This is a genomic window from Flavobacterium enshiense (assembly GCF_022836875.1).
Lineage (GTDB): Bacteria > Bacteroidota > Bacteroidia > Flavobacteriales > Flavobacteriaceae > Flavobacterium > Flavobacterium enshiense_A.
In genome coordinates this window covers 1,437,165-1,462,717 of record NZ_CP090376.1, presented here as the reverse complement: position 1 = coordinate 1,462,717, position 25,553 = coordinate 1,437,165, and the positions used below count along the sequence as shown (strand labels likewise).

Sequence of the window (25,553 nt, the reverse complement as noted above, 5' to 3'; positions counted from 1 at the left end):
GACAATCAACAGTGTACAGCCACTCCCCCTCTGTCGTCCACCTCTGTCATCCTGACCGCAGGAGAGATCTCAAAAAAATACGACAACACTACCATCGCCCCCCTTATCATCCCGACGAAGGAGGGATTTACACGAACCCCCTCATCTTTTCCCCTTTCCCTTTTCCCTTCCCTCTTTTCCCAATAATTTCTGCCTCAAACCATACCACAAAAAGCAATCAAAACCCAAAAATCCCTACCTTTGCGGCATGTTATCATTGTTAAAGTCAAAACCTGTTTTAAAAGACCTCATCCCCGACGGTTATGTGGACATTCATTCGCATATCTTATTCGGAATAGACGACGGCGCCAAAACGATAGAAGACTCTAATTTCTTAATGCAGTCGCTTTTGGATATGGGTTTCGAAAAGTGCATTACCACTCCTCACATCAATGAGCACATTTGGGACAATACCAGGAATAGTATCCAGAAAAAACTTCTTGAAGTAAAGTCACTTTCTCCATCGTTAACGGAGAAATTATCGCTGAGCGCGGCTTCGGAATACATGATAAACGAGAATTTCACCAAACTATTTGAAGCGAAAGAACTGCTCACCCTAAAAGACAATTACGTGCTAGTAGAACTGTCCTATATGGCCCCTCCATTTCAGCTGTACAATACACTATTTCAGTTACAGCTGGCCGGATACACTCCTGTCTTGGCACATCCGGAAAGATACAGTTACTACCATTCCAACTTCTCGGAATACGAAAAACTGAAAAAAGCAGGTTGTTATTTTCAGTTGAATTTACTGTCTACCGTTGGATATTACGGACCTGAAGTGGCAGACGTTGCCAAAAAACTCCTTAAAAAAGGCATGATAGACTTTACGGGATCGGACGTCCACCATAAAAACCACATCGACTTCTTTTCAAAAAAAGTAAAAATAAAAGATACGGCTCCGCTGATTGAAGCCATGAAAAACAATAGTTTTTTCAGATAAACAACTACTGTCTCAAAAGTGCCACGAAACGTCCATCTTGTCATTTCGACGAAAGGAGAAATCTCACAACCAAAGTGTTAAAATTATAAGATTGCTTCGCCAGTCGAGCAAGCTCTCAAGTCCTCCTTTCGTCGGAATGACAGTCTTTTGAGAAAACCTCAGGAATAAAATATTTTTTAGACAGTCGCTTTTATTTTGTTCAGCAACTGCTTGTGCAGCGGTACCTTTTCTTCTTCCGGTCCGTACCCGTAGCCGTAACCGTAAGTACCATAACCATATCCGTACCCTTTTTTCACCTCGGTATCATTAAGGACGATTCCGATATTAGGCATTTTCTTTTCAGTATGCAGCTGATAAGGAACACGCAAAAGGTCTTTATCCAAATAATTGGCACGAACTACGTAAACAAACGAATCAGCGTGATGTGCCGTCAACAGAGTATCGGTCACCAAATGCACCGGCGACGTATCCACTACTATGTAATCGAATTCCTCTTTCAATATCGCAAACATCTCATCGACTTTCCGACTCATCAAAAGTTCGGCCGGATTCGGGGGAATTACACCCGATGGCAATACGTACAACTGATTGAAATCAGGAATTTTATGGATCAATGAAAGTAAATCACAATCTTTAGTTGACAGATAGTTGGTCACCCCTTCTTTTGGCAGATCCAGATAGCCATCAATCTTAGGATTTCTGATATCCATTCCGATAAGCAGTACTTTTTTACCTGAAAGTGCAACGGTACTGGCAAGATTTACAGATAAAAACGTTTTCCCTTCTTTCGGAACTGTCGAGGTTACAAATACCGTTTTAGCCCTTTCATCAGGAACATGATTGAGCATAAACTCAAGATTTGTGTTTACAATACGGATCGCTTCAGCAGTCCCGGAACGATTACTGGCATTGATGATTTCTTCACTGGAATCCGATGTTGGTATATCTCCTAAGTAAGGTATGGACAACTTGTTTTCCACATCCTGTCTTACTTTAACTTTGTTGTCCAGCATGTTAAGCAGGTACAAGACCCCGAAAGGCAAAAACAAGGCAACGGCGAAAGCGGCAAGATAGATAGAGCCTTTCACTGGGGAAATAGGGGATTTTGAGGATAAGGCCGGATCGATAACCTTTGCATTAGGTGCCGTAACGGCTAATGAAATAGCAGTTTCCTCCCTTTTTTGCAGCAAATAAAGATATAGAGACTCTTTTATTTGTTGTTGACGCCCCAATACTTTCGATTCTCTTTCTAAGGTTGGAATTCTGGAAATTTTCCCGTTAAACAGCGCGTTCTGATAAGCAAGATCCTTCTTCTTTATTTCCAAAGAAGTTCTTAAGCGCGCAAGACTAGAATGGATGTTCTGTTTTAGCGATTCGATTTTTCCATCAAGCGTTTTTACCACTGCATTTTTCGGACCTGCATTTTTAAGGAGGCGGTTGCGCTCCAGAATCATTTGGTTATACTGATCGATTAATCCCGATGCATTAACATCGGAAGTTAAAATATTGACAGGAATCAATTCATTGTTACGGCCGTTGTTCACATAATCAGCCATGGTGGCAACAATCTTAAGCTGTGTATCTGTTTCGATTTCTTTTCGCTCAAAATCACTGGCGTTAGCCAGAAACAGATTGGCTTCTGAAGTAATATCCGTTACATGATTTGTACGTTTGAAGGTTTCTGCATCGCGTTCCACATCCCCCAAATCGCCTTCAATCAACTTAAGCCTTTCATTGATAAATTGGGAGGTATTTTCAAAAACTCGATTTTTGTCTGCCACAACATCTTCATTATAAACTTTGATCAGTGTATTTAAAAAATCCTCCGCTCTTTGAGGAATTGGGTCAACTATCGACAATTCGACAATACTGGTTCGGTCGCCTACTTTCTTAATATTCAGCCTTCCCTTATAGCTTCCGGCTACGCTGCCCACAGGTCGGGCAATCATGGAGAGTTTATATGGATGCGCCACATATTGCTTCGGATTGATAACGGTCAGAACAACCGCATCACCCTCAGGCAACTGCATCGTTTCACCATAATAAAACACTCCTTTTTTAACACCATCTCTGTCAAACAATACGAATTGGCTAGACGAGACCCCCATCAGACTGTAAACAATGGTCTTGTCTTCATACTTTGGATTCAACTTGGAAAACATGAAATTTACAGGTGACTTTTTATAAATCTCCTGTGATTTCACCCTTCCTTCATTAACATAGGTAACGTTGAGCCCCAAATCTTTAACCGCAGACTTAACAATGGCAAGGGACTTTAGCACCTCTATCTCATTATCCAGATTACTCTTTACACCCGACAAAACCGCAAGATCGGAAAAAGCGGTTTGCTCAGAATCAACGCCTCCTTTCTTATCGTCCTTAATCATCAGCAACGTAGTAGCACTATATTGAGGAATCGTATATCGCATATAAAGAAAAGCTGCAGCCATTACCATAAAGAGACTGACCACAAACCACTTCCAGTTGCGGATATAGTACGCAATTTGACTTTTTATATCAAAACCATTGTCAAACGGATTATTCTGCTGTGTTGAAGTATCGTTCTGCATAATTTTAATTTACAGCTATTAAAATAATTCCGAGTGCTATTGAGAATAATGAAAGCCCTATAGTAACACTGGGACCAACAAGCGATGATCCCATCTTAACCCTATTGGCTTCCACATAGATGACATCATTTTGGGAAAGGTAGTAATACGGTGAATGTATAAAATCGGCTTTAGTGATATCCACAGTCGCAATCGCCTTTTCTCCGTCTTTTTCCCTGACAATCATAATATTATTCCTTTTCCCATACATTGTCAAATCTCCCGAAAGACTTAAGGCTTCCAAAAGGGTTATTCGCTCTGAAGAAATGGTATGGGATCCCGGTCTGGCAACTTCCCCCAAAACCGAAACTTTAAAATTCACAATACTAAGATATACCGTGGGATTCTGAATATAATCCGTCAACTGTTTTTTTATTTTCTCAACCGCTTCCAATCGGGTTAACCCTGCCAACTTTATTTTCCCCAGCTGCGGAAACTCAATCTCTCCGTTTTTATCTACCAGATAGGCCTCTAATTGATTCTGATTGGAATTATTATTCCCGGTAACGTTGTTTACCGTGACCGTCTTTAAATTATAAGGAGCGGCTACTTCAGGGTTTTCAGCAGAGACGATGATATGGAGCATGTCATCATTTTGAATCATCGGCTCATAAAGTGATTTTTCCTTTTTCTCATCTTTATCTTCGGCTGACATATTTTTTTCTTTCTCAGTATCCGGAGTTTGCAAATAAACCATTTTTTTTCGGCTGGCACAGGAACATAAAACACACAGCATTGCAAATACCAAAAAAAATTTTACTTTATTTTTCATTCTGTATTGAAAATATTTTCTGCAAATATAATTTTTTCATTTAGAAACATTTAAAAACAGACAGCGTTTAATTGTCTAGTTTTTCATAGGATGAATTCATGCTTAGAAATTCAGGAACAATTTCTTTCATTTTCATCACAATGTCGTGGGACACAAAATCAGAGGTAATTGACAAAAGCGTTTTAATCTCGCTGTTCAGGGTTTCAAACTCATCGGTAACCTCTTTTACAATCATTATCTTTTCGTTGTGCGTCGGTAATGTTTTACTCGAGTCATTTAACAACTCCTCAAACAGCTTCTCGCCCGGTCGCAACCCAATAATCTGGATTTTAATATCTTTTTCGGGACGAAGTCCAGCCAACCGAATCATTTTGGTAGCTAAATCGATTATTTTAACCGGTTTACCCATGTCAAAAATAAATATCTCTCCTCCGTTGCCCATTGCACCGGCTTCCAGAACCAATTGACAGGCTTCAGGAATGGTCATAAAATACCTTATGATTTCAGGGTGGGTGATGGTTATTGGTCCGCCATTGGCAATTTGCTGTGAAAATAAAGGCACAACCGAACCATTGGAACCCAATACGTTTCCAAAGCGCGTTGTGATGAATTTTGTTGTGCTGCCACCTGAACGGTTCAAAGACAAAGATAATGACTGTACATATTTTTCGGCGATGCGTTTGCTCGCTCCCATAACATTACTGGGGTTTACAGCTTTATCCGTAGAAACCATAACAAAGCGGTCAACCTCATATTTTACAGAAAGGTCCGCAAGATTTTTTGTCCCCTGAACATTCGTATATATAGCCTGGGCAGGATTTTCCTCCATTAAAGGAACATGTTTGTAAGCCGCGGAATGGTATACAAAATCCGGTTTGTATGATTTAAAAACAGATTCAATAACACTGTAATCCCTGATATCGGCTATAATGGAACGAACCAAAACCTCCGATTTTAGTTTATCAATCTCAATACTTAAATGATGAAGCGGCGTTTCGGCCTGATCAACCAAAATGATTTTTTCCGGTTGAAAAGCATGAATCTGCCACACGATTTCACTTCCGATCGAACCGGCCGCTCCGGTAATCAAAACGGTTTTCCCTTTAATCTGATTGGAAATAGTATTATTATCAAGCTGAATAGGCTGGCGTTCCAATAAATCGGTTATCTGAACGTTTTTAATTTTTCTTAAGATGCTCTCTTTATCCTCAAAATCGGTAATTTTCGGAATAGAAAATACTTTCTGATTGTATTCAAGGCAACTGTCAATGATTTCAAACCTTTCTTCATTTGTCAATTCTTCATCAGCTATAATAAGCCCCTCTGCACCATTGTAACGTAACAATACCGGGATAGGTTTGTTTAATTCAATAATCGACAAATCTAAAATACGCTTTGAGGTATTTTTATTGGCTTTATCAATAAATCCCACAACTTTAAATCGGGCAGGACTTTCCATTTGCACCGCATTGGCAACTGCAATGGCATTTGCTTCCGTACCATAAATAAGTACTTTGGAAATCTTATTGTTTTTTACTTCCCTGATATAATTTTCAAATGCAATTTTTACAATTATGCGATACAGTAATAAAAATGAAAACGACAGTAAAACCGATATAAAAAGACGGGTATTTAAGAATAATTTCCCTTCCTTAAAAATATCCCAAAAAGTATTGAGAAACAATAAAAACAAAAAAGTTGAGGACTGTGCCATGAACAATTTTACCGCATCGATAAAGGAAGAATGACGAATAATCCCTGAATAAGTCCTGAATACCCAAAAGAAAAAAACGGTGATGCTTAAGTATAAAAATAAGATCATCCACACATTTTTATTTACAAAAAAATCAAAGCCGATTCCCTTAAGCAGTAAATGACCTAAAAAACCAGATAACAGCACCATTAAAACATCAATGGAAAGTACAATCCATCGGGGTAAATAGCTTAAGTTTTTAACATTAAAGCTAAAACTGGCCTTTTTCAAAGCCTGCCAAAAAACACTTTTTATATTAACTATACTACTCGTCCTCAAATCCTACTCACTTTTTAGAAAAAGAAATCATTCAAAACATCTTCCAGTCTTGCATAATCATTGTCGGTTAAGTTGGAACCAGAAGGAAGGCATAACCCGTTTTTAAATAAATCAGCAGAAATATCGGTTCCATAATAAGGGTATTTTTCGAAAATCGGCTGCAGGTGCATCGGTTTCCATAACGGACGGCACTCTATGTTCTCTTTTTCAAAAGCAAGACGCAGGTCTTCCGAAGTTTTCCCGGTCTTCTCCGGATCAATCACAATACCGGTAAGCCAATGGTTAGAAAACCAGTCTGAATTAGGCTCTTCCAATACTTTCACTCCGTCAATTGCCGAAAAATAAGTGGAATAAAATGCATTGGCTTTTCTTCTCAGTGATACATGTTTATCCAAAACTTCCATCTGACCTCTTCCGATACCGGCACAAATATTACTCATTCTGTAATTATAGCCTATCTCACTGTGCTGATAGTGCGGCGCATTATCACGCGATTGCGTTGCATAAAAAATGGAGCGGTCCTTAAGTTCTTTTGACTTAACCACAATGGCCCCACCCCCAGAAGTAGTAATGATTTTATTTCCGTTGAACGATAAAACGCCTATATCTCCAAAAGTGCCGCATTTTTTTCCTTTGTAAGAACTTCCAAGTGCTTCCGCACTGTCTTCAATAAGCGGAATTCCGTATTTTTTCGAAACAGCTGTAATTTCATCTGCTTTAAAAGGCATTCCGTATAAATGCACTGCAATGATTGCTTTAGGCTTATTGCCTTTTGCTATCCTGTCTTTAATAGCTTCTTCCAATGATTCTGGACACATATTCCAGGTATCCGGCTCACTGTCAACAAACACAGGCAAAGCCCCTTGATATAATATAGGATTGGCAGATGCTGAAAAAGTCATACTCTGACAAATAACTTCATCACCTGAGGAAACACCTAAAAGAATTAGTGCTAAATGAATGGCCGCTGTACCTGAGCTAAGAGCCCCAACAAAAACAGGAGTTCTATTTTGCAAATAGCCTTCAAGATCCGATTCAAAACCTAAAACATTAGGCCCTAACGGAGCTATCCAATTGGTATCAAAAGCCTGTTGTATATAGGATTGCTCACTGCCTCCCATGTGAGGAGACGAGAGCCAAATTTTCTCTTTGCTCATTATTTTAAGGGCTAATCTAGGCTGGGAAAAACCTGAAACAAAAGTAATGAAACTTTCAAAAAAACCACATTCCAAATGTTAAATTAACCTAATTTATAAAATAATGTTTTAAAAATGATTCTTATGTCTCCCAAAAAAGAACGTTCATAATAATACTGAAGGTTTAAGCTTACTTTATCCGGAAAAATCACTTCATCGTTATATTTCAAGGGGTTATCCTGTACTGCCAAAAGCTGTTCTTCGTTATAGTACTTTAAAGAGGCCTCACTTGTCAGTCCCGGACGCAATTCGAGTACTTTTCTGTCTTCTCCTTCAAGACAGTCATAATAACCCGGCAAATCCGGACGTGGCCCTACGATACTCATGTCGCCCATTAAAACATTTATAAACTGAGGTAATTCATCAATTTTGGAATTTCTCAAAAAAGCGCCAATTTTAGAAATCGAAGTACTTCCTGCTTTATCTCTTCGGATAGTTCGAAGTTTTATAATAGTAAAAGGCTTTCCGAATTGTCCTACTCTTTTCTGAAGAAAAAAACCATTAGTTTTGGTATCCAAAGCAGCCAGAATCCAACTCAGAACTATAATCCAGCCCAATAAAACAAGGGCTGTAATTGAGAAAACAATATCGAAAAAGCGTTTTGCCATATCAGATTGCAGTATTGTATTTCTTTACTTTACCGGGATTCCCCACGACCACAGCATAATCAGGAACATCAGTGATAATAACTGCGCCTGCTCCAATGGTGGCCCATTTCCCGATGCGTATCCCTTGAACAACTGAAGCACCAATCCCGACATGACACCCTTCTTCCAAAATAACGCCTCCTGCCAAAGCGGCATTTGGAGAAACATGAACAAAATTCCCTAAAACACAGTCATGCTCGATAACCGCACCTGAATTGATAATACAATGGCTGCCTATGCTGGCAAAAGCATTCACAACCGCATTAGGCATTATTACGGTTCCCGGACCGATTTCTGTTTTTTCGGAAACAAAGGCCGTAGGATGAATAGCGCTCGGGAATATCATATCCAAACGCTCTGCTATTTTTTTGCGGACAGCATTATTTCCTATTGAAATGATTACCGAATCCTGAGTTTTGAAATCTCCCTCTGAAGGGACCACAACAGGAACACCATAAATTGAGGCAACCGAAGGCGCATCATCAAAGACTGCCTTGACTTCAATAGCATGTGCTTTGAGTATATCGATAATAACTTTGCTGTGCCCGCTCGCCCCGTATAAATACATCTTAATTTCCTTTAAACTTTTCCATTGTAACTGCTTCATCCGCATTAATTCCCTCACGAACAAATACTTTTTTAATGGTCATGAAAACAATTTTGAGATCCAATATTAAACTTAAATGTTTTACATACCAAACATCATATTCAAATTTTTGATTCCAGTCGATAGCATTTCTCCCGTTTACCTGCGCCCACCCCGTAATTCCGGGACGAACAGTATGTCTTTGCTTTTGGAATTCATCATACAAAGGAAGATATTCCGGCAACAGCGGCCGCGGACCAATAAGGCTCATATCACCCAACAGCACATTAATCAGTTGCGGAATTTCATCGACGGATGTTTTACGGACAAAACGACCAATAGCTGTAAGACGTTGTGCATCAGCAAGAGGATTTCCCTCTTTGTCTTTCTTATCGTTCATCGTTTTAAACTTGATGATTTTGAAGAGTACTTCATTTTTACCAGGGCGGTTCTGAATAAAAAAAGGTTTTCCGTTATTGGCAAAAAACAGTCCGATCGTGATCAATACGAAGACCGGACTTAACAAAATCAAGCCGATCAAAGAAAGTAAAACATCCGAAAAACGTTTAAAAAAACTCTTATACATTATTTTCCAGACTTCTATATTCATTTAAAATAGCCTCCCAAACCAAAGCCTGTTGATAACGATCAACAATCATTTCTCGTGCGTTTTGTTTCAAATGAGAATACAAATGCACATCTTCCAATAATCGTAACATCGCTTCAAAAATTGCGTTGGTTGATTTTGGACGGATAATGATTCCATTTACACCTTCCGCAATAATTTCATTACAGCCGTTTATATCGCTTACTATAGACGGAACCCCCATAGCACCGGCCTGCATCACAACATTTGGAAAACCTTCGCGATAACTTGGAAAAACCAGACAATCACTAATGGCAAAATAAGACCTAACATCATTCTGATAGCCAGCCGTGATAATATTTTCGTTTGTTTCAATCGCTTTTTCTGTTTCCGGAAGCAAAGGATCCAGTTCTTTTTCAAAAGGACCGACAAGCAATAATTTGCAGTTTTTATGCTGTAATTTTAAAAAAGCCTTTACCAACTCATTGATGCCTTTGTCGGCAACAATTCTTCCTACGAAAATAAATACAAAGTCATCACTTTTGATTCCCAGTTCCGCTATCAGTTTCGCTTTTTGTTCTTCGGAAACTGCATGGTGCGCAAAATATTCGGTATCTATCCCGTTGGAACTCCCTTTTCCAATTACTTGTAATTTGCCGGGTTTGCAGAATTTCTCCTCGAGTATAATTTCTTTTAATCCGTTAGAATTAGGGTAGACTTTAGTTGCCGAAGCATACGTGATTTTTTCAACAAGGTTTAGCAATCTTCTTTTGTTGCCGTCGGTTTCTAAAAGCGGCAAACCGGCTACTGTATGCAAACGATTGGGAACACCAGCCAGTTTTGCAGCCAGCATACCAACTGTCCCTGCTTTGGGTGTATGTGAATGAACTATAAAAGGCTGTTCCTTTTTAAAAAAACGATAAAGCTGCCACAGTGCCTTTAAATCTTGAAGCGGGGTTATCTTTCGTGTTAAACCCGCCTCAAACGTTCTAACGCCCTGATTTTCACCAAAGTTTTTCAAACGTTCCTCCTCTGAAGAGACAGCAGTTACTTCATAATGATTCTTCATATACCCCAACTGGTTCTCAAGCAATTTTTCAAGAGAAAGCGGAACGGTAGTAATACGAACTAATTTTTTCATTTGGTTTTATCAATCGTTAAATTTCTTACTTCGGCTATTATCCAAAGCAACACTAATAAAACAAAAGGCTGCATCATGATTTTTGTCCTCGCAAAAATACCAAACCCGGAGTAACGTTGGACTACCAACAGTCCAGAAACTAAAGCGAAACAAAGAATTATTTTAAAAACAAACGGAAAACCTAGCTTTTTGTAATACCGGACAACCAAAACCAACGCTACGATATGCAACAAAAGCATGATCAGGTTTTCTATTCCCAAAACCAATCCATAGAAAGTCGGAACCTCACTGATAAATGGGCGAAAATAGAACGTAAAAATTTTATAAGGATAGGAATACTCAATAATCGGAACATAAGTCCCGGAATCTTTAAAGGACAGCAGTGAAAATTCATTAAAGCGCTGTATACGGGAAACATCAAATCTTTTAATTTCTGATAGCTGTAAAAACATATAAAACAATCCTGAAAACACAGCCATAGCAACGCAGGAAAGCATCAGTTTGATTCTCAGACTTCCCTTTTCGAAAAAAAGATATACTGTGAAAACACTAAAAAGCAGCATCAAGGCGATATGTGGACGAATCAGAATCAGAAATACAACCGATACTATCATTGCGGCTGACCGGTAATTCCTTTTAGCCAATTCCAACAGGATTGTCGAAATGAAAAGAAAACACAAAGCCTCCTTTCCCAGCATGGCAGTCCAATAATGGAGATTGGGTAAAAAAAGAAGCAAAAGATAAATATCAATCCCTTTACACACCCATTTTCCCTGCATAAAAAATTTGCAGAGATTATAAAATTGAATGATCCCCAATAACCCAATGAGGCTGTATATCAAAAATCCAAACCGTATATCAAGTCCAAGCCCTTTTGTAAAAGGATAATTAAGTAACAGGATGAGATCAGAACCATAATACTTCAGTCCGGAAACCAATTTCGAAGCAGACGAATCCAGCTGAAACCAATAAAAAGCAGCATCACCACTTTTTTTTGAGTAATAATCGAAAGTTAAAAAAGTAAACAAAAGATGATAGCCCGATAAAAAAATCAGGAAAATTTTCTCTTTAAGACGTTTCCATCCCGCTGTCATTTTTTCTTCATTTCGAGTTCTTTCCTATAAGAGAAAGACCAAAGGATAAATAATAACAAGCCGGGCAAGAACATATTTCGCATACGGATCATGATTCCCAAATTCCCCAATGACTGTGAAAATGCCAATGTACCGATAATGAGAAAAATAACTAGACCTTTAACCACAAACGGAGCTGCTTTAAAAGTTTGAACCGGTTTGTTTCTGAAAATGGAAAAAGAAATTATTAAAAGTAATAAATTTTCCACCGAGGCAATCGCTGCCGGAATTCCGTTGATGTCAAAAAACAAAGGACGGTATAAAAAGGTAAATACCTTCAAAGGAAAGGGATACGAAGAAATATCAATTCGGGAACCGGAATTCGCACGGCTCAGCAAATCGGCTTTTTTTTCAGAGAACTGTTCGAAACTTTCCATAGTAGTTTCCTCAATTTTGGCAAATTCCATCACCGAGGGCAAAATAGCGATACCGATTCCGATTAAAATAACGGAAAGAACAATCCTTTTTGCACCGGACACTTTCGAACTCATTATGTAAGACAAACCAAAGGAAACCAACAGGAACAATGTAATGTGCGGTCTGACAATATAGGAAAGAACCAAAGCTATCGCAATAAGAAAAATTCGCCTTGATATGTTAAGTAGCCCATAGGAAAACATTCCGATGCACAAAAACAATAAGGTATCCTTGCCTACCGCCGAACTCCAAAAATGAAGATTAGGCATAAAAAAAACCAAAGGAAACAAGGTATAATTCCCAAATTTAGAATTGTATGAAATTGTTTTTACGGCCAAAACATAGAAAAAAGTCAGCCCAATGAATCCCAACAAAGAATAAATCATGGTTCCCGAAAAATAGGAAAGACCTAGTATTTTTGCGGGGAAATAATTCAATGCGAATAAAACATAAGTCCCCTTCTCCCCCACAATAAACTTGTTAAAATCGTCGGAAGTCATGTTTTGGGCAACTCTCCAATATCCTACCGCATCACCTGAAACAAAAAAACAATAATACGCTCCGAACAACAAATGGTAAAACAAAAGCTTTCGCAGCCATTGCAGCTCCGTGGCAGACAATTCCTTTTTAAAGTAGGAAACAAAACCTAATCCCAATGTAATAACAATCAATACTGCTATGATGTCCAAATCTTTTGCCTTTTTTTACGGTTAGCAATAACTGATTTTACAATTCGAGACACATGCTTTTCAAAAATCACAAAGTAAAGATATCCTAAGGAGCAGCAGAGGGAAAGCGTAAAAATCAATGCTAATGCAAATTGAAATCCATTTGAAATTTTAGGCCACAACCGAAGCACAAGCATTTGCAACGGATTATGAATCAGATACACCGAATAGGTCGCATTTCCGATAAGCATAAAAAGATTTTTCCTACTCAAGGCAAAATTAAACCGGGAAATAAGAAGATATAACAGCCCAAAAACAAAGACAGAAAAAATAAAATTAATTGAAAAATTGTCCCCAAAACACTTGCTGTAAAAAACATAACAAAACAACCCAAATGCAAAAAGTACAAATCCAAAAATAAAGCCCACAGGAACCTTTACATCTCCCAACACCAACTTCGCCAACAAAAAACCCAGGATAAACTCAAGATTATATGGTGATAAAAAGACCTTTAAAAAAGCCGGAGCAGTGGTCTCCGAAACAAACGCGGCAATAGCGAACAAAATAGCCGTAACCCATAACACCACAAAAGAATTCCAGATTTTTTGATAAAAAAAAGTGATACTAAAAAAAAGGTAAAAAGCTAATTCAAAAAGTAAAGTCCAGGCTACTGAAAGCGCCGGGTTACCGTAAGGGATAAGCGTTAACGATGTAAAAAGACTGATATCCCTACCGGAATTCGAAAATTCCGGAAACAGGCGGTACAACAATACCATCGCAATTCCAATGGGCAAATATGGAATATAAATCCGAAGCAGCCTTCCTCTCAGATACTTTTGAAAAGCCTCCGGCTGATTATACCGAAAAGAAGCAGAATAGGTAATGATAAACCCCGACAGTACAAAGAAAAAATCAACTCCTAATTTCCCGAAGGCCCCGGCGAAATTTAAAACCGGATGATCGATGCCGTGATAATAGCGAAAAGACCCCACGGAATGATGGAGTACTACCAACAGGGCCGCAATACCACGGCACACCTGAAGTACATCTAGATAATTATTGTCTTTTTTTGTTTGTGTAGGCATTCACTAGGGGCGTAAAAGAATTACTTTTTCATAGTCAGAACATCCAACACCTGTTGTAATTGCACTTGAACAGTATAGTGACGTTCAACAAGTCGGATACCTTCGCTTCCAAAAATACTACATTTCGCAGGATTTTTTAATAACTCTTCCAAAAAAGCATACCATAATGCCTCGGTATCGGCAAGATACCCGTTAATGCCATTTAAAACGACCTCACGATTCATCCCCACGGGCGAAGCCACAACCGGAAGACCACAGGCCATATATTGAATCAGTTTATAAGCGCATTTCCCTTTTTCCCAACATGAATTTTCCAACGGCATAATCCCTATATCAAAAGCAGCAATGGAATCCACTTCAGTATATTCCGCCCATTTAATAAATTGTACAGGAAAAGAAACAGGAACATCTTCATTAGCTCCAACTATATGGACTTCTATGGGATAGTGCTTTGCCAGCTCCTCGAAAACAGGAAAAATGTTTTTTACATATTTAAACGTTGAAGGAGAACCAATCCAACCGACTACTATTTTCTCCCGATCCCTTAGCTGCACTGTATCATATCTCGAAATATCAATAACCGTGGGTATAATTACAACATTTTTTGCTCCTGAAACCCTTGCTTTTTCCGCTAAATACTCGTTTCCTGCGACAACGTTTTCTGCATTCTTCATAACAATACCGATTTTATTACTGAGAAAAAAACGGATCATTTTATTATTACTTAAATCGTAATTATGAAAAATGGCATCATCATAATCAACAATATAGCAAACCCCAAAAAGAGATAAAAAAAGTTCAAAAAAAGCAGGAAAATAAGGAAAGAGCTCTTTTTCTATGACAACTTTATCATACTTAAAAACACTAAATAATACCACAAACCGTTTCAGATATGCAAAAAAAACAGTTCGCAATGATTTTTTACCATTATAAAGTGCTTCAAGATAAGCGTCGTTGAACAACGGACTCACGGAAACATTTATACCTTCTTCCTTTAAAAAAGGAAAATACTGAAAACTCCTTAATCGACTACTGGCTCCTAACCGACTGTATTTTGTCAAATAAAGTACTTTCATAATTTATTAAAAGCATTTAAATAACTCTCAGCACTTCTGTCAAGAGAAAAAAAAGTTTGCCCGACTTCCCTTAGTCCGTTTGAATTATTCCGATTTAGTGAAATTACAAAGTCTTTGGCTTTTGAGATTCTTTCTGTATCCTGATGATCGAATAACAAACATCCATTCAATCTTTCCAGAATCTGTTCGGTGTCACCAATTCCTTTAGAAGCAATAACCGGAAGTCCCATGAGTAAATATTCACCAAGTTTTATTGGAGCAACTCCCTGCATACTGAAAGTAGGTTTCCGGATGGCAAAAGCAACATCGGCTGCATTCAAAAATTTAGGAACTTCATCAATAGGCACTTTTTGAATAATTATTTTATCCCTTAAACTTTCGGGCAATCTCTGTAATGCAAACTCAGTATTTCCTGTAAGTAAAATCAATTTTGATTGATTGTTAGATTCTGAATACAACTTGAAAATAGCCATCATTTCTTCCCAACCGTACTGTGGGCCAAGGGATCCGCAATATACAAACACAATATCTTCCTTTGAAAAACCTAAAAGAGCTCTAACCGATTTGCGATCTTCTTCACTGGGTTTAAAAGCCGCTGCATCACGACCATTAAAAACCACATCAAACTTAGAACGAAATTCTTTTCCAATTGTATTTAAATGTACTTCAACTGATTTCTCTGAACGAGTCAATACCCCATTTGAATTTTTTAGCAATCGCGTTTCTTCATTTTTAAGCCATCGATATTGCTTACTCTTCCTGGAAAGCCCTGAAAAATCAATACGTTCTTCCAAAGGCAACCCATCGGCATCAAATAAAACCTGGAAATTGGTTTTCTTCAATCGGTTTATCATGATGGAAGGCATGGTACTTCTAGGCATCACAATGTCAATCTTATGGCTGCGAATATATTTTTTCAGGAATTTTATCCCGGTATACAATGTAAGTAAACTTCCCAATGTTGCCACGGGTTTTCTGGTAATTGGCCTGGCTGTGTAAGTGATGTTTAAGTCTTGTGCTTTTCTTTGGGTAATGGCTATCCTTTCTTTAGTTCCCCACGTGAATTGAATTACATGGATTTTGTAATCGGCTTTTTTTTGAACTTCACTCAGTATAGGCATAAACAAACCTTCCATATAACTGGTTTGTGGTCCGTCCCAAGTAATGAAAAGAACATTTTTCATAAATATTTTATTGGTCTTTGGGCAATCCAAAAACGATGACGGCAAAGGTCAGGAAAATAATTAAACCACAAAATTAAAATGCGGGCCTTTTGAAAATGTCAGGAAAGTTGGGTCGAGTCGACTCGGTTTAAGATTGAGTGTTGCGGCCATTCTTTTGGTCAGCTCCACTTCACCCGGCCGGTCTGAGTTATCAATAAAAATTGTGAAATTATCGGCTAAATTATCTTTGATAAACTTGACATTGGAAGCCCTGCTCATCACATTTTTTTTCTGCCAAGCTGATGGTCCGTCAACCAATACCAAATCAAATTTTTTATTGGCAATTGCTTCAAAAACTATAGGGCTGTTGTATTCATAAGACTGGTGCAAATCGCCGCTTGGTTCGGTTGGTGCGCAAACAAATTTCACATAATCGAGCAGATTTTCTTCTTTTAAAATTTTTTTGATAATTCCCTGCCATTCGGCGCTTTCATCAACAGTTGTAATGGTACAATCGAGGTTGTTCATTTTCATCAATCGGGCGGCAATGATGGTTGAAATTCCCGAACCGAATTCTAAAACAGTTTTGCGGTTATTGACCACTATATCATTAACCAAACAAGCCAAAAAACGAAACTTCAGTGACGAAGTCGTAAAGGGTAAATAACTTCCCTGATGATACAATTTACTCAACAAGAAACTCGGCAATTCTTCATTTTTATGAAGGAAAAACTTTCTTATCAGTGCGTCTATTTTATTTTTTACCAATTTCAGTTGTTTTTACAAAAATATAATTTTATTCAATTATCATTTACCTTTTAACCAAAGACAAGTATAAGTTTTCCACTTTTTTCACATATTGTTCTTCAGTGTAATGCAGCATCGCTTTTTGGTAACCGTTTTGACCAAATGTCAACCTGAGTTCTTTGTCTTTTAGCAATCTTGCTATTTGTGCTGCTATTTGGTCTACGTCAAATTTTTCCACCAAAAAACCGGTCTGGCTGTCATCTACAATAAACTGCATACCGCCAACCCGAGTGGCCACAACTGGCAGTTTGTGCAACATAGCTTCTGCCAAAACCAATCCGAAAGATTCATGTGCCGAAACCAACGAGAAAATGTCCATAACATAATAATACTTCGAAACATCTTTCTGGTACCCTTCAAAAGACACAAATCCTTCAAGACCAAGCTCTTTAACAATATTTTCGTAATGCCATTTCTCTGGCCCATCGCCAATCAGAATCAAATGAACATTCTGGTCAACTTTTACTAAAAGCGCGAATGCTTTTATCAAATCTGAAAAACGTTTGGTATTATCGTTTAACATTCTCCCGACCGAACCAATTACTATTTTTCCGTTAAGATTGAGCCTTTCCTTTATAAGTTTAGTTTCCGATTTATTTTCAACTTTAGGAAGAGCAACACCATTTTCAATCAGTTGTATTTTTTCATTCCCTATTCTTAGGACATTCTCCAAATAATCTGTTGAAGCCCTTGAAACACCAACAGCTTTTGTACACAGGAACGAGAACAGCTTCATCAGCAAATTCCCTCTCCAAGAACGGTTTTGCGGATCGGAGGTTTCTTCGATAATGACTATAGGCACTTTCATCAGAAAACCGTTAACAGCCGCCATTGTAACTCCCTCAAAAACTGCCCCATGAACAATGTGGGGCTTATATGTCGCAATTATCTTTTGAACTTTCTGATGTTGGCTCCACTGAAAAGGTGATTTCAAGATACCGATTGGAATTACTTCAACACCTTCCTGTCTGAACTGTTCAATAAGTTCATCGGTTGCTTTGGTGCAAATAATTTTTAGTTCAAACAGATCTTTGTTCAAATATTTGGCTAGCGAAAGTCTTCTACGCTCCACACCTCCATAAGCCATTGTTTCCAATATGCCAAGTACTTTAATCATAAAGGCTTTCGTATACGTTTTCTAAATTTTCGACATACTTTTCAGAAGAAAACTTATTTAATATCCTAACTTTTGAAACTTCCCCAATAGCATTGCGTTCGTCTGGTGAAAGTGACAATATTTTATTCAATTGCTTCAAAAAATCCTGTCTATCATTCGGATCAAACAACCAACCAGAAACACCTTCTTCGATAATTTCTGACAATCCTCCTACTTTTGAACACAAACATGGAACACCATACTGTATCGCTTCTACTGCTGCAATTCCAAAACCTTCCGACAAAGAAGGAAGCACAAATAAATCCGCTTTGGCTAAATATTTTTCAGGCTCAGGTGTAAATCCCGTAATAAAAACTTTTGATTTCAGATTGAGTTCGGTAATTATATTTTCAAGGTATTTTCTTTCTCTGCCATCACCAACCAAATACAATTCACAATCCTGTCGATCTAACTGAGCAAAGGTTCTCAGCAAAAGTTCCTGATTTTTCACTTTTTCAAGTCTTCCGACGGAAACTATCGTAAATTTAGCGGACTGCAATTTATGAATCTTTTTTGCTGGGCTTACCGGATTATAAACCACTACTCCGTCAGTAGGTTTTATTTCTTTAATCGAAACCAAAAAGTTTTTCACCGATTCGGAAACACAAATCACTTTATCCGCCAATGTATATATGAATCTGAATGACAGTTTAGCTTTAACCGAATGATTCGGAAATCCAATTTCTTCTGCCACAATTCTAGGCACTCCTGCTAATTTGGCTGCCAAAATCCCATGAAAATTAGCTTCTGCGGCAGCAGTATGTACCACATCCGGCTTTTCTTTTTTTAACCATTTGTACAACTTCCAAATATTTTGGAAATTCGAAACAGACGGATTCTGATTAAAAATGACAACAGGAAATCCATTTTTCATTATTGTTTCTTGGGCAAATCCCCCGTGGCCAATTGCCGCAAAAATATAATCGTTTTTATGCATAGACTTACTCTCGGTAAAGGAAATATATTTTTTTTCCTGTCCGCCAAAATCCAGTAACGTTGTCAGTCTGATTATTTTCACGGTAATAACTCCTAAATAATAATTTCACTTATAATATAGTCCCGCAAATTACGCCTAAATTCATTAAATCAAAACTAGAATTCCCTTATATTTTTTTTACAATAAGTACATAACTTTAAAAAAAGGTCTTTTTTTTGCTACACATATATTATTAAAGTCTATTTTAAGATTCTTAAACAACTCCATACATTTTTGAATAATTGAAGCTAGTCAGTTTTTTTGTGGTTGTTAAAAAATCCACTTATCTTAATTTACCAAATATTTATGGAATCACATCCACGACCTCCTTAACTATAGTTCACATCTCACATTCCAAAAGCGTCTCAGCAACACAAAATCTTTATCCCCTCCTTCTTTTCTCTATTTATCAAAAAAACAATTTTCTTTTTTTATAGGACTTACGGTAAGCCGAAATAGTTTTAAAACTTACTATGGGATAACAAGACAGTTTAACAAAAGCCAAAAAATTACCTTTCGTCAATTGTTGTAAGGCATATCTCGCAACATCCTTGGCACAGTGCACATAACTTGACTTAATGTCATGCATCATTGCAACTTTATTAAGATCAACATGTTTGTTAATAAATTTTGAGGACAGCTGCCCTTTACGTTCTTCACGACAATGATGAATAAACACATTAGGCACTATCACACTTTTAAAGTTAAAATAACGCAATCGCCCAATAAAATTAACATCTTCCCCGTAATGAAAAAAAGCGCTTGAAAACAATCCCCCCAAATAATCTATTGTATTGGTTTTTACCAGCCAGGCAGCGGCATTTACAAATCCAATTGTGTAAAACTGTTGTAATTGTCCTAACGTAACATCTGTTATATAGTTTGGGCAACTTTTAGCAGTAATATACCCCTCGAACTTCGCATCAAGTTTTATTCCAGTATCGTTTAAATGCATTGGAGAAACCACCCCAATCGCATGATCTAATTCAGCTATTTTTATTAACTTACAAATGTTGTTGGGATAACTAATAGTGTCCTGATTCAACAAATAAACATAATCAGCGTCAGCCTGTTTTGCCATTTGCCAACCCAAATTATTCGCTTTCCCAAAGCCTAAGTTAATATCAGATTCTACAATTTTGACTTCTGGAAAATTGGTTTTGATAAAAGTTACCGTCTCATCATCTGAATTATTATCCACTACCACAATAGTAAGATCGATTGCATCTTCCTTTAAACTGGAAAGACATTTTTCAATCCATTTCATACCATTGTAAGTTACAATAATACAATATACTTTCACTTTATTTTTCATTTTTCACTATAGCCATTAAGTTTGAAATTACAGATTTTTCAAAAAAGAGAATTAGACACCCGTACAATAATATGCCCGTAAAGACAGAAGTAACCAAACTTGCAATTTCCACAAGCCCTCCACTCTGTAGCATTTTATTCACAGCCGACGAAACTAACCCTGAAAATGAGGAAATCCCGACAAACCGCAATAAAATAAATATCGTTTCATAATAAGCAATCGATAAATATTTTGATGTAAAATAATTTATTATACAGTAGCTCACAATCGCCGAAATAGGAATAACTATCATTAAAACATCTATAGAAAAACCCAAAACAACAACTGCCGTAATAAAAAGAAGTGTTTGTAATTTGTTAAAAGATTCTATTTTAAGAATCAGACTAGATTCCCCTTTAATTTTCAACATCGTCAAATTAAAATTACAAACAACAGAAAGCATCCCCGCAGCAGCAAGCGAAACCAAAAAAGGAGCGGTAGCTTTCCATTTTTCGGTGTATAACAGAACCACAATAGGCTCCGAAAACACAATCAAATAGGTCAGAATCGGTATAATGATAAATAACAGAGTAGAAAAAACCTTTTTATAGGTTTCATTAAAACGTTGTTCATCATTCTGTATCTTCGAAAAAATAGGCAATAACACTTTGCCTGCCGAACCATAAACATTAGATATCGGTACCTGCCTTAAAGTAAGTGCCTGGGTGTAGTAGCCTACCTGGGAAATGTTGTAAAATTTACCAATAACAATCTGATACAAATTGGCAAAAACACTGTTCAGCATTTCAGCTACAGTGAGTTTAAAACCATACCCAAAATGAGATTTAAACAAACTTTTATCAAATACAAGTGTAGGTTTCCAATCACTAAAAACCCAATGAAACAAAACCCACAAAAAGGATTGTATCAAATACATAAATACCAGACTCCAAACACCATACCCCTTAAAAGCCATAACTATACCCACTGTCGAACTTATCACCAGCGAAGGAATTTTCATCAGTGCCTGTCTTTTAAAATTCAAATTTTTGAGCAATACGGCCGACTGAACTACTGCAAAGGACTGTATCAAAATTGTTAGCGAATACACCCGCAGAATACTCCGCAACTCAGGTTTGTGATAAAATTCTGCAACAAAGGGTGCTGCGAGATAAAGTACACAATAAAGAAAAAGACTTACCAGAATATTGATCCAGAAAACGGTTGAAAAATCTCTTTGATCCGCGTCCTTTTTCCGGATTACGGAAACGGTCATCCCGCCGTCTACAATAACATTAGCGATACTGGTAAAAACAAATAACATCCCTAAAGCTCCAAAATCTTCAGGGAATAAGGTTCTTGTTAAAATGATATTGACAAGAAAATTAATTATCTGTCCGCTAAACTGCTCCGTATATGTCCAAATAAAACCATATAACGCCTGTTTCTTTAAAGACATTGGCAAAATATATTCTGACCTGCTTATAAAAACCTTGCATAAAGCGAGGGATATTGGCAAAATCAATAAAATTAAATCATTACAGAAAACTAAAGTTTAGCATCAGCGATATTGCCCAAGATTCCTTTTACATCATACAGCAAGCTGTTCTCTTTTTGCAAAGAACCAAAATCCATACTCAGAAATTCTTTATGTGCTACGCCCAAAACAATGGCATCAAACTTCTCAGTTGGAATTTCATTGGTAGTTGTCAGTCTGTATTCGTGCATCACTTCCGAAGGATTGGCCCACGGATCATAAATAGTTACTGATGTTTCATAATCTTTCAGTGCATTGATCACATCTACTACTTTGGTGTTGCGGACATCGGGACAATTTTCCTTAAACGTAACCCCCAGTATTAAAATCTTGGAACCGTTTACTTTGATATTTTTTTTGATCATCAGTTTTACCACCTGCGAAGCCACATATTCTCCCATGCTGTCATTTAAACGACGTCCTGCAAGAATAATTTCGGGATGGTAACCGTGTTCCTGCGCTTTTTGAGCCAAATAATACGGATCGACGCCAATACAATGTCCGCCTACCAATCCGGGTCTGAAAGGCAAAAAGTTCCATTTCGTTCCGGCTGCCTCTAAGACGGCTTGCGTATCAATATCCAGAATATTAAAGATTTTAGCCAGTTCGTTTACAAAAGCAATATTGATATCGCGTTGCGAATTTTCGATTACTTTCGCTGCCTCGGCTACTTTTATGGTTGGCGCCAAATGGGTACCTGCAGTGATTACGCTTTTATACAGCGCATCGACTTTTTGTCCGATTTCAGGAGTGGAACCCGAAGTCACTTTTAATATCTTCTCTACCGTATGCTCTTTATCTCCGGGATTAATTCGCTCTGGTGAATACCCGGCAAAAAAATCAACATTGAATTTCAGTCCGGAAATTTTCTCCAGCACCGGAATACATTCCTCCTCGGTAACTCCAGGATAAACGGTAGATTCATAAATAACGATATCTCCTTTTTTCAGCACTTTACCAACAGTTTCACTGGCTCTGTACAAAGGGGTTAAATCGGGTCTGTTATTTTTATCAACCGGTGTCGGTACGGTTACGATAAAATAATTGCAATCATGGATGTCTTCCGTAACTGCTGAACAGAAAAGTCCGTTCATGTCAGATGCATTTTGTTTCAGAACTGATTTCAGCACATCATTATCTACTTCTAACGTTGCATCGATTCCTTTATTAAGTTCCTCTATACGGGTTGAATTAACATCAAACCCGACTACAGGATATTTTGTGGCGAATAATCTTGCCAGGGGCAAACCAACATACCCAAGCCCTATGACTGCAATTTTTATATTCATTCTGTTTTTATTTGTTTAAGATCCTATCGATTGATAAACAAATCCAATTTTTTCAAGTTCTTTTCTATTCAATAAATTTCTTCCGTCAAATACAAATGCCGGTTTCAACATGCTGTCGTAAATTTGCTGCCAATCATAATTCTTAAACTCATCCCATTCCGTTAAAACAGCAATAGCATGAGCATCTTTGCAGGCAACATAAGGACTTTCAGCGACAATAATTCCATTTTTATTATCCGATTCCGAACGGGTTTCAAGATAATTCAAATCCGACAAAATCTGGCCTTCTTTCACTTTCGGGTCGTAAACAGAGACATGTGCTTGTTCACTCAATAAATCGTCGGCAACGTAAATCGCAGCTGATTCCCTGGTATCGTTAGTATCTTTTTTGAAAGCCCAACCCAAGAAAGCGATTTTCTTTCCGGAAACCGTATTGAACAAGGTACTGATGATATTTTTGGCGAAACGGCGTTTCTGATGATCATTCATGATAATCACCTGTTCCCAGTAATCAGCAACTTCATTTAAACCATAGGTCTTAGCAATGTACACCAGATTCAGAATATCTTTCTGAAAACAAGAACCTCCGAAACCTACCGAAGCTTTCAAGAATTTAGCTCCGATTCGGCTATCCATCCCGATTGCCTTAGCCACTTCATTAACATCGGCTCCTGTTCTTTCACACAATTCACTCATGGCATTAATGGAAGATACACGTTGAGCCAGAAAAGCGTTCGCAGTTAATTTTGATAATTCCGATGACCATACGTTGGTAGTCAGAATACGCTCTTTAGGAACCCAGTTGGCATAAATATCCACCAAAGCCTGAATTGCTTTTTGTCCTTCGGGCGTAGTATCTCCTCCAATCAAAACCCTGTCCGGAGCCAGCAAATCGCTTACAGCTGTTCCTTCTGCTAAAAATTCAGGGTTAGACAAAATCTGGAATTGAACCCCGTTTCCGGTATGATCCAAAATATCTTTGATAGCGCTGGCAGTTCGTACTGGTAATGTCGATTTTTCAACAACAATTTTATCGGATTTGGCTACTCGGGCAATTTGACGCGCACACAATTCAATATATTTTAAATCGGCAGCCATCCCTTTACCTACACCATATGTTTTTGTTGGGGTATTTACCGAAATGAAAATCATATCTGCTTCTTCGATTGCTTTGTCCACTTCCGTAGAGAAAAACAGATTTCTTCCACGAGCTTCTCCTACAATACTCCCTAATCCCGGTTCATAAACCGGTATATTATCGGTATTATGATCATTCCATGCAGTAATTCGTTTCTCATTCAGATCGACTACAGTAACTTTGATGTGAGGGCATTTCTGAGCAATAACCGCCATTGTAGGCCCTCCAACATATCCTGCACCGATGCAACAAATATTCTTTATCATTTTTTTATTTAAGGTTTTCCCAATACCATTTCACTGCTTCTTTTAGCCCTTGTGAAATGGAGTATTGCGGATTGTAATTTAATAGTTTTTTTGCCTTTTCAATACTGGCCAGAGAATGTGGAATATCACCCACACGGTTTGGCCCGTGAACGGCATTTATATTTGCTATTTCCGGATCGAATTCGGAAAGGTACTTTTTCAGATAATGAACCAAATCATTCAGCGTGGTTCTATCCCCAAAAGCAGTATTGTATACTGTATTGATTGCTTCAGGATTCTTGGTCAGCATCGCGAGTTCATTCATCTGAAGCACATTATCAATATAAGTAAAGTCTCTGGAATAATTCCCGTCTCCGTTAATAACCGGGCTTTCATGCTGCATTAGCTGCATCACGAATTTAGGAATTACCGCAGCATAAGCTCCGTTGGGATTTTGCTTACGTCCAAAAACGTTGAAATAACGCAGACCAACGACTTCCATCCCATATGTTTTATTGAAAATATCAGCATACAATTCGTTCACATATTTGGTGATAGCATAAGGTGACAGTGGTTTCCCGATAATATCTTCTTCTTTTGGTAAGTTCTCCGAATCACCATAAGTAGAAGAACTGGCTGCATAAACAAATCGTTTAATACCCGCTTCCTTTGAAGCGTGCATCATATTCAGAAATCCGGACACATTTACTTCATTCGTTGTAATCGGATCCTGGATCGATCTTGGCACCGACCCTAAAGCGGCCTGATGCAAAACATAATCAACCCCATCAAGAGATTTCAGACAAGTTTCATAATCCTTTATATCACCTTCCATCAATTGAAAATCAGGGTTTGAAAAAAAAACTTCAATATTGTGCCTGAATCCGGTTGAAAAATTATCAAGACAAACTACCTTATACTTCTTTTCAAGAAAGTACTCACACAAATTGGAGCCAATAAATCCGGCACCACCGGTTATCAGTATAGTTGCATTAGTATCAGTCATCTTTTATAATTT

22 protein-coding genes are annotated in these 25,553 nt (G+C 37.8%); 1 reads left to right on the top strand and 21 read right to left on the bottom strand.

Translation table 11 applies throughout. The features are described from left to right. Positions 1-247: 247 nt before the first annotated feature. Positions 248-982 carry a tyrosine-protein phosphatase gene (locus LZF87_RS06520; RefSeq protein ID WP_244343214.1) on the top strand — a complete coding sequence of 245 codons (735 nt, stop codon included), beginning with the start codon at positions 248-250 and terminating at the stop codon, positions 980-982. A 176-nt stretch (positions 983-1,158) separates the two neighbouring features. Here the strand turns inward: LZF87_RS06520 and LZF87_RS06515 are convergent, their stop codons facing one another. From LZF87_RS06515 to LZF87_RS06415, 21 genes are all read right to left on the bottom strand, one after another. After that, the gene (locus LZF87_RS06515) at positions 1,159-3,552 is read right to left on the bottom strand and encodes a GumC family protein (protein ID WP_244343207.1); all 2,394 of its coding nucleotides are present in this window, start codon (positions 3,550-3,552) and stop codon (positions 1,159-1,161) included. A gap of 4 nt (positions 3,553-3,556) precedes the next feature. Further along, positions 3,557-4,288 (bottom strand): polysaccharide biosynthesis/export family protein, encoded by a 732-nt coding sequence (locus LZF87_RS06510; RefSeq protein ID WP_244343192.1) that lies wholly within the window; start codon positions 4,286-4,288, stop codon positions 3,557-3,559. 142 nt (positions 4,289-4,430) lie between these two features. After that, the gene (locus LZF87_RS06505) at positions 4,431-6,185 is read right to left on the bottom strand and encodes a polysaccharide biosynthesis protein (RefSeq protein WP_244343190.1); all 1,755 of its coding nucleotides are present in this window, start codon (positions 6,183-6,185) and stop codon (positions 4,431-4,433) included. Between the two features lie 224 nt (positions 6,186-6,409). Further along, positions 6,410-7,552 carry a DegT/DnrJ/EryC1/StrS family aminotransferase gene (locus tag LZF87_RS06500; RefSeq protein WP_244343188.1) on the bottom strand — a complete coding sequence of 381 codons (1,143 nt, stop codon included), beginning with the start codon at positions 7,550-7,552 and terminating at the stop codon, positions 6,410-6,412. An 83-nt stretch (positions 7,553-7,635) separates the two neighbouring features. Next, positions 7,636-8,199: a sugar transferase gene (locus tag LZF87_RS06495; RefSeq protein WP_244343186.1), complete on the bottom strand. Its 564-nt coding sequence runs from the start codon at positions 8,197-8,199 to the stop codon at positions 7,636-7,638. A 1-nt stretch (position 8,200) separates the two neighbouring features. After that, the gene (locus LZF87_RS06490) at positions 8,201-8,806 is read right to left on the bottom strand and encodes an acetyltransferase (protein WP_244343184.1); all 606 of its coding nucleotides are present in this window, start codon (positions 8,804-8,806) and stop codon (positions 8,201-8,203) included. A gap of 1 nt (position 8,807) precedes the next feature. Continuing rightward, a complete protein-coding gene (locus LZF87_RS06485) occupies positions 8,808-9,410 on the bottom strand; it encodes a sugar transferase (protein ID WP_244343181.1) in 603 nt (200 codons plus the stop codon). Further along, positions 9,403-10,551: a glycosyltransferase family 4 protein gene (locus tag LZF87_RS06480; RefSeq protein ID WP_244343178.1), complete on the bottom strand. Its 1,149-nt coding sequence runs from the start codon at positions 10,549-10,551 to the stop codon at positions 9,403-9,405. Before LZF87_RS06480 ends, LZF87_RS06485 begins: the two co-directional genes overlap by 8 nt. Further along, positions 10,548-11,645, bottom strand: a complete 1,098-nt coding sequence (locus LZF87_RS06475; RefSeq protein ID WP_244343175.1) for a hypothetical protein — start codon at positions 11,643-11,645, stop codon at positions 10,548-10,550. Before LZF87_RS06475 ends, LZF87_RS06480 begins: the two co-directional genes overlap by 4 nt. After that, a complete protein-coding gene (locus LZF87_RS06470) occupies positions 11,642-12,790 on the bottom strand; it encodes a hypothetical protein (RefSeq protein ID WP_244343172.1) in 1,149 nt (382 codons plus the stop codon). Before LZF87_RS06470 ends, LZF87_RS06475 begins: the two co-directional genes overlap by 4 nt. Further along, positions 12,778-13,854, bottom strand: coding sequence for an acyltransferase family protein (locus LZF87_RS06465; protein ID WP_244343169.1), 1,077 nt, complete (start codon positions 13,852-13,854; stop codon positions 12,778-12,780). The genes LZF87_RS06470 and LZF87_RS06465 overlap by 13 nt, the downstream gene beginning before the upstream one ends. A 20-nt stretch (positions 13,855-13,874) precedes the next feature. Next, positions 13,875-14,930, bottom strand: a complete 1,056-nt coding sequence (locus tag LZF87_RS06460) for a glycosyltransferase family 4 protein (RefSeq protein ID WP_244343166.1) — start codon at positions 14,928-14,930, stop codon at positions 13,875-13,877. Further along, positions 14,927-16,114, bottom strand: a complete 1,188-nt coding sequence (locus tag LZF87_RS06455; RefSeq protein WP_244343163.1) for a glycosyltransferase family 4 protein — start codon at positions 16,112-16,114, stop codon at positions 14,927-14,929. Before LZF87_RS06455 ends, LZF87_RS06460 begins: the two co-directional genes overlap by 4 nt. Positions 16,115-16,174: 60 nt before the next feature. Next, positions 16,175-16,861: a class I SAM-dependent methyltransferase gene (locus LZF87_RS06450; RefSeq protein WP_244343160.1), complete on the bottom strand. Its 687-nt coding sequence runs from the start codon at positions 16,859-16,861 to the stop codon at positions 16,175-16,177. Positions 16,862-16,904: 43 nt separating this feature from the next. Continuing rightward, the gene (locus LZF87_RS06445; RefSeq protein ID WP_244343154.1) at positions 16,905-18,017 is read right to left on the bottom strand and encodes a glycosyltransferase; all 1,113 of its coding nucleotides are present in this window, start codon (positions 18,015-18,017) and stop codon (positions 16,905-16,907) included. Then, entirely contained in the window at positions 18,010-19,074 is a 1,065-nt protein-coding gene (locus tag LZF87_RS06440; protein ID WP_244343141.1) for a glycosyltransferase family 4 protein, read from the bottom strand. The genes LZF87_RS06445 and LZF87_RS06440 overlap by 8 nt, the downstream gene beginning before the upstream one ends. 367 nt (positions 19,075-19,441) lie before the next feature. Next, on the bottom strand, positions 19,442-20,347 hold the full coding sequence (locus tag LZF87_RS06435) for a glycosyltransferase family 2 protein (protein ID WP_244343138.1): 906 nt from the start codon (positions 20,345-20,347) through the stop codon (positions 19,442-19,444). Next, a complete protein-coding gene (locus tag LZF87_RS06430) occupies positions 20,337-21,785 on the bottom strand; it encodes a lipopolysaccharide biosynthesis protein (protein WP_244343136.1) in 1,449 nt (482 codons plus the stop codon). The genes LZF87_RS06435 and LZF87_RS06430 overlap by 11 nt, the downstream gene beginning before the upstream one ends. A gap of 89 nt (positions 21,786-21,874) precedes the next feature. After that, the gene (locus LZF87_RS06425; protein WP_244343134.1) at positions 21,875-23,152 is read right to left on the bottom strand and encodes a nucleotide sugar dehydrogenase; all 1,278 of its coding nucleotides are present in this window, start codon (positions 23,150-23,152) and stop codon (positions 21,875-21,877) included. 15 nt (positions 23,153-23,167) lie between these two features. After that, positions 23,168-24,556 carry a UDP-glucose 6-dehydrogenase gene (locus tag LZF87_RS06420; protein WP_244343132.1) on the bottom strand — a complete coding sequence of 463 codons (1,389 nt, stop codon included), beginning with the start codon at positions 24,554-24,556 and terminating at the stop codon, positions 23,168-23,170. A gap of 4 nt (positions 24,557-24,560) precedes the next feature. Further along, complete coding sequence (locus tag LZF87_RS06415) at positions 24,561-25,541, bottom strand: SDR family oxidoreductase (protein ID WP_244343130.1); 981 nt, start codon at positions 25,539-25,541, stop codon at positions 24,561-24,563. Between the last annotated feature and the right edge of the window lie 12 nt (positions 25,542-25,553).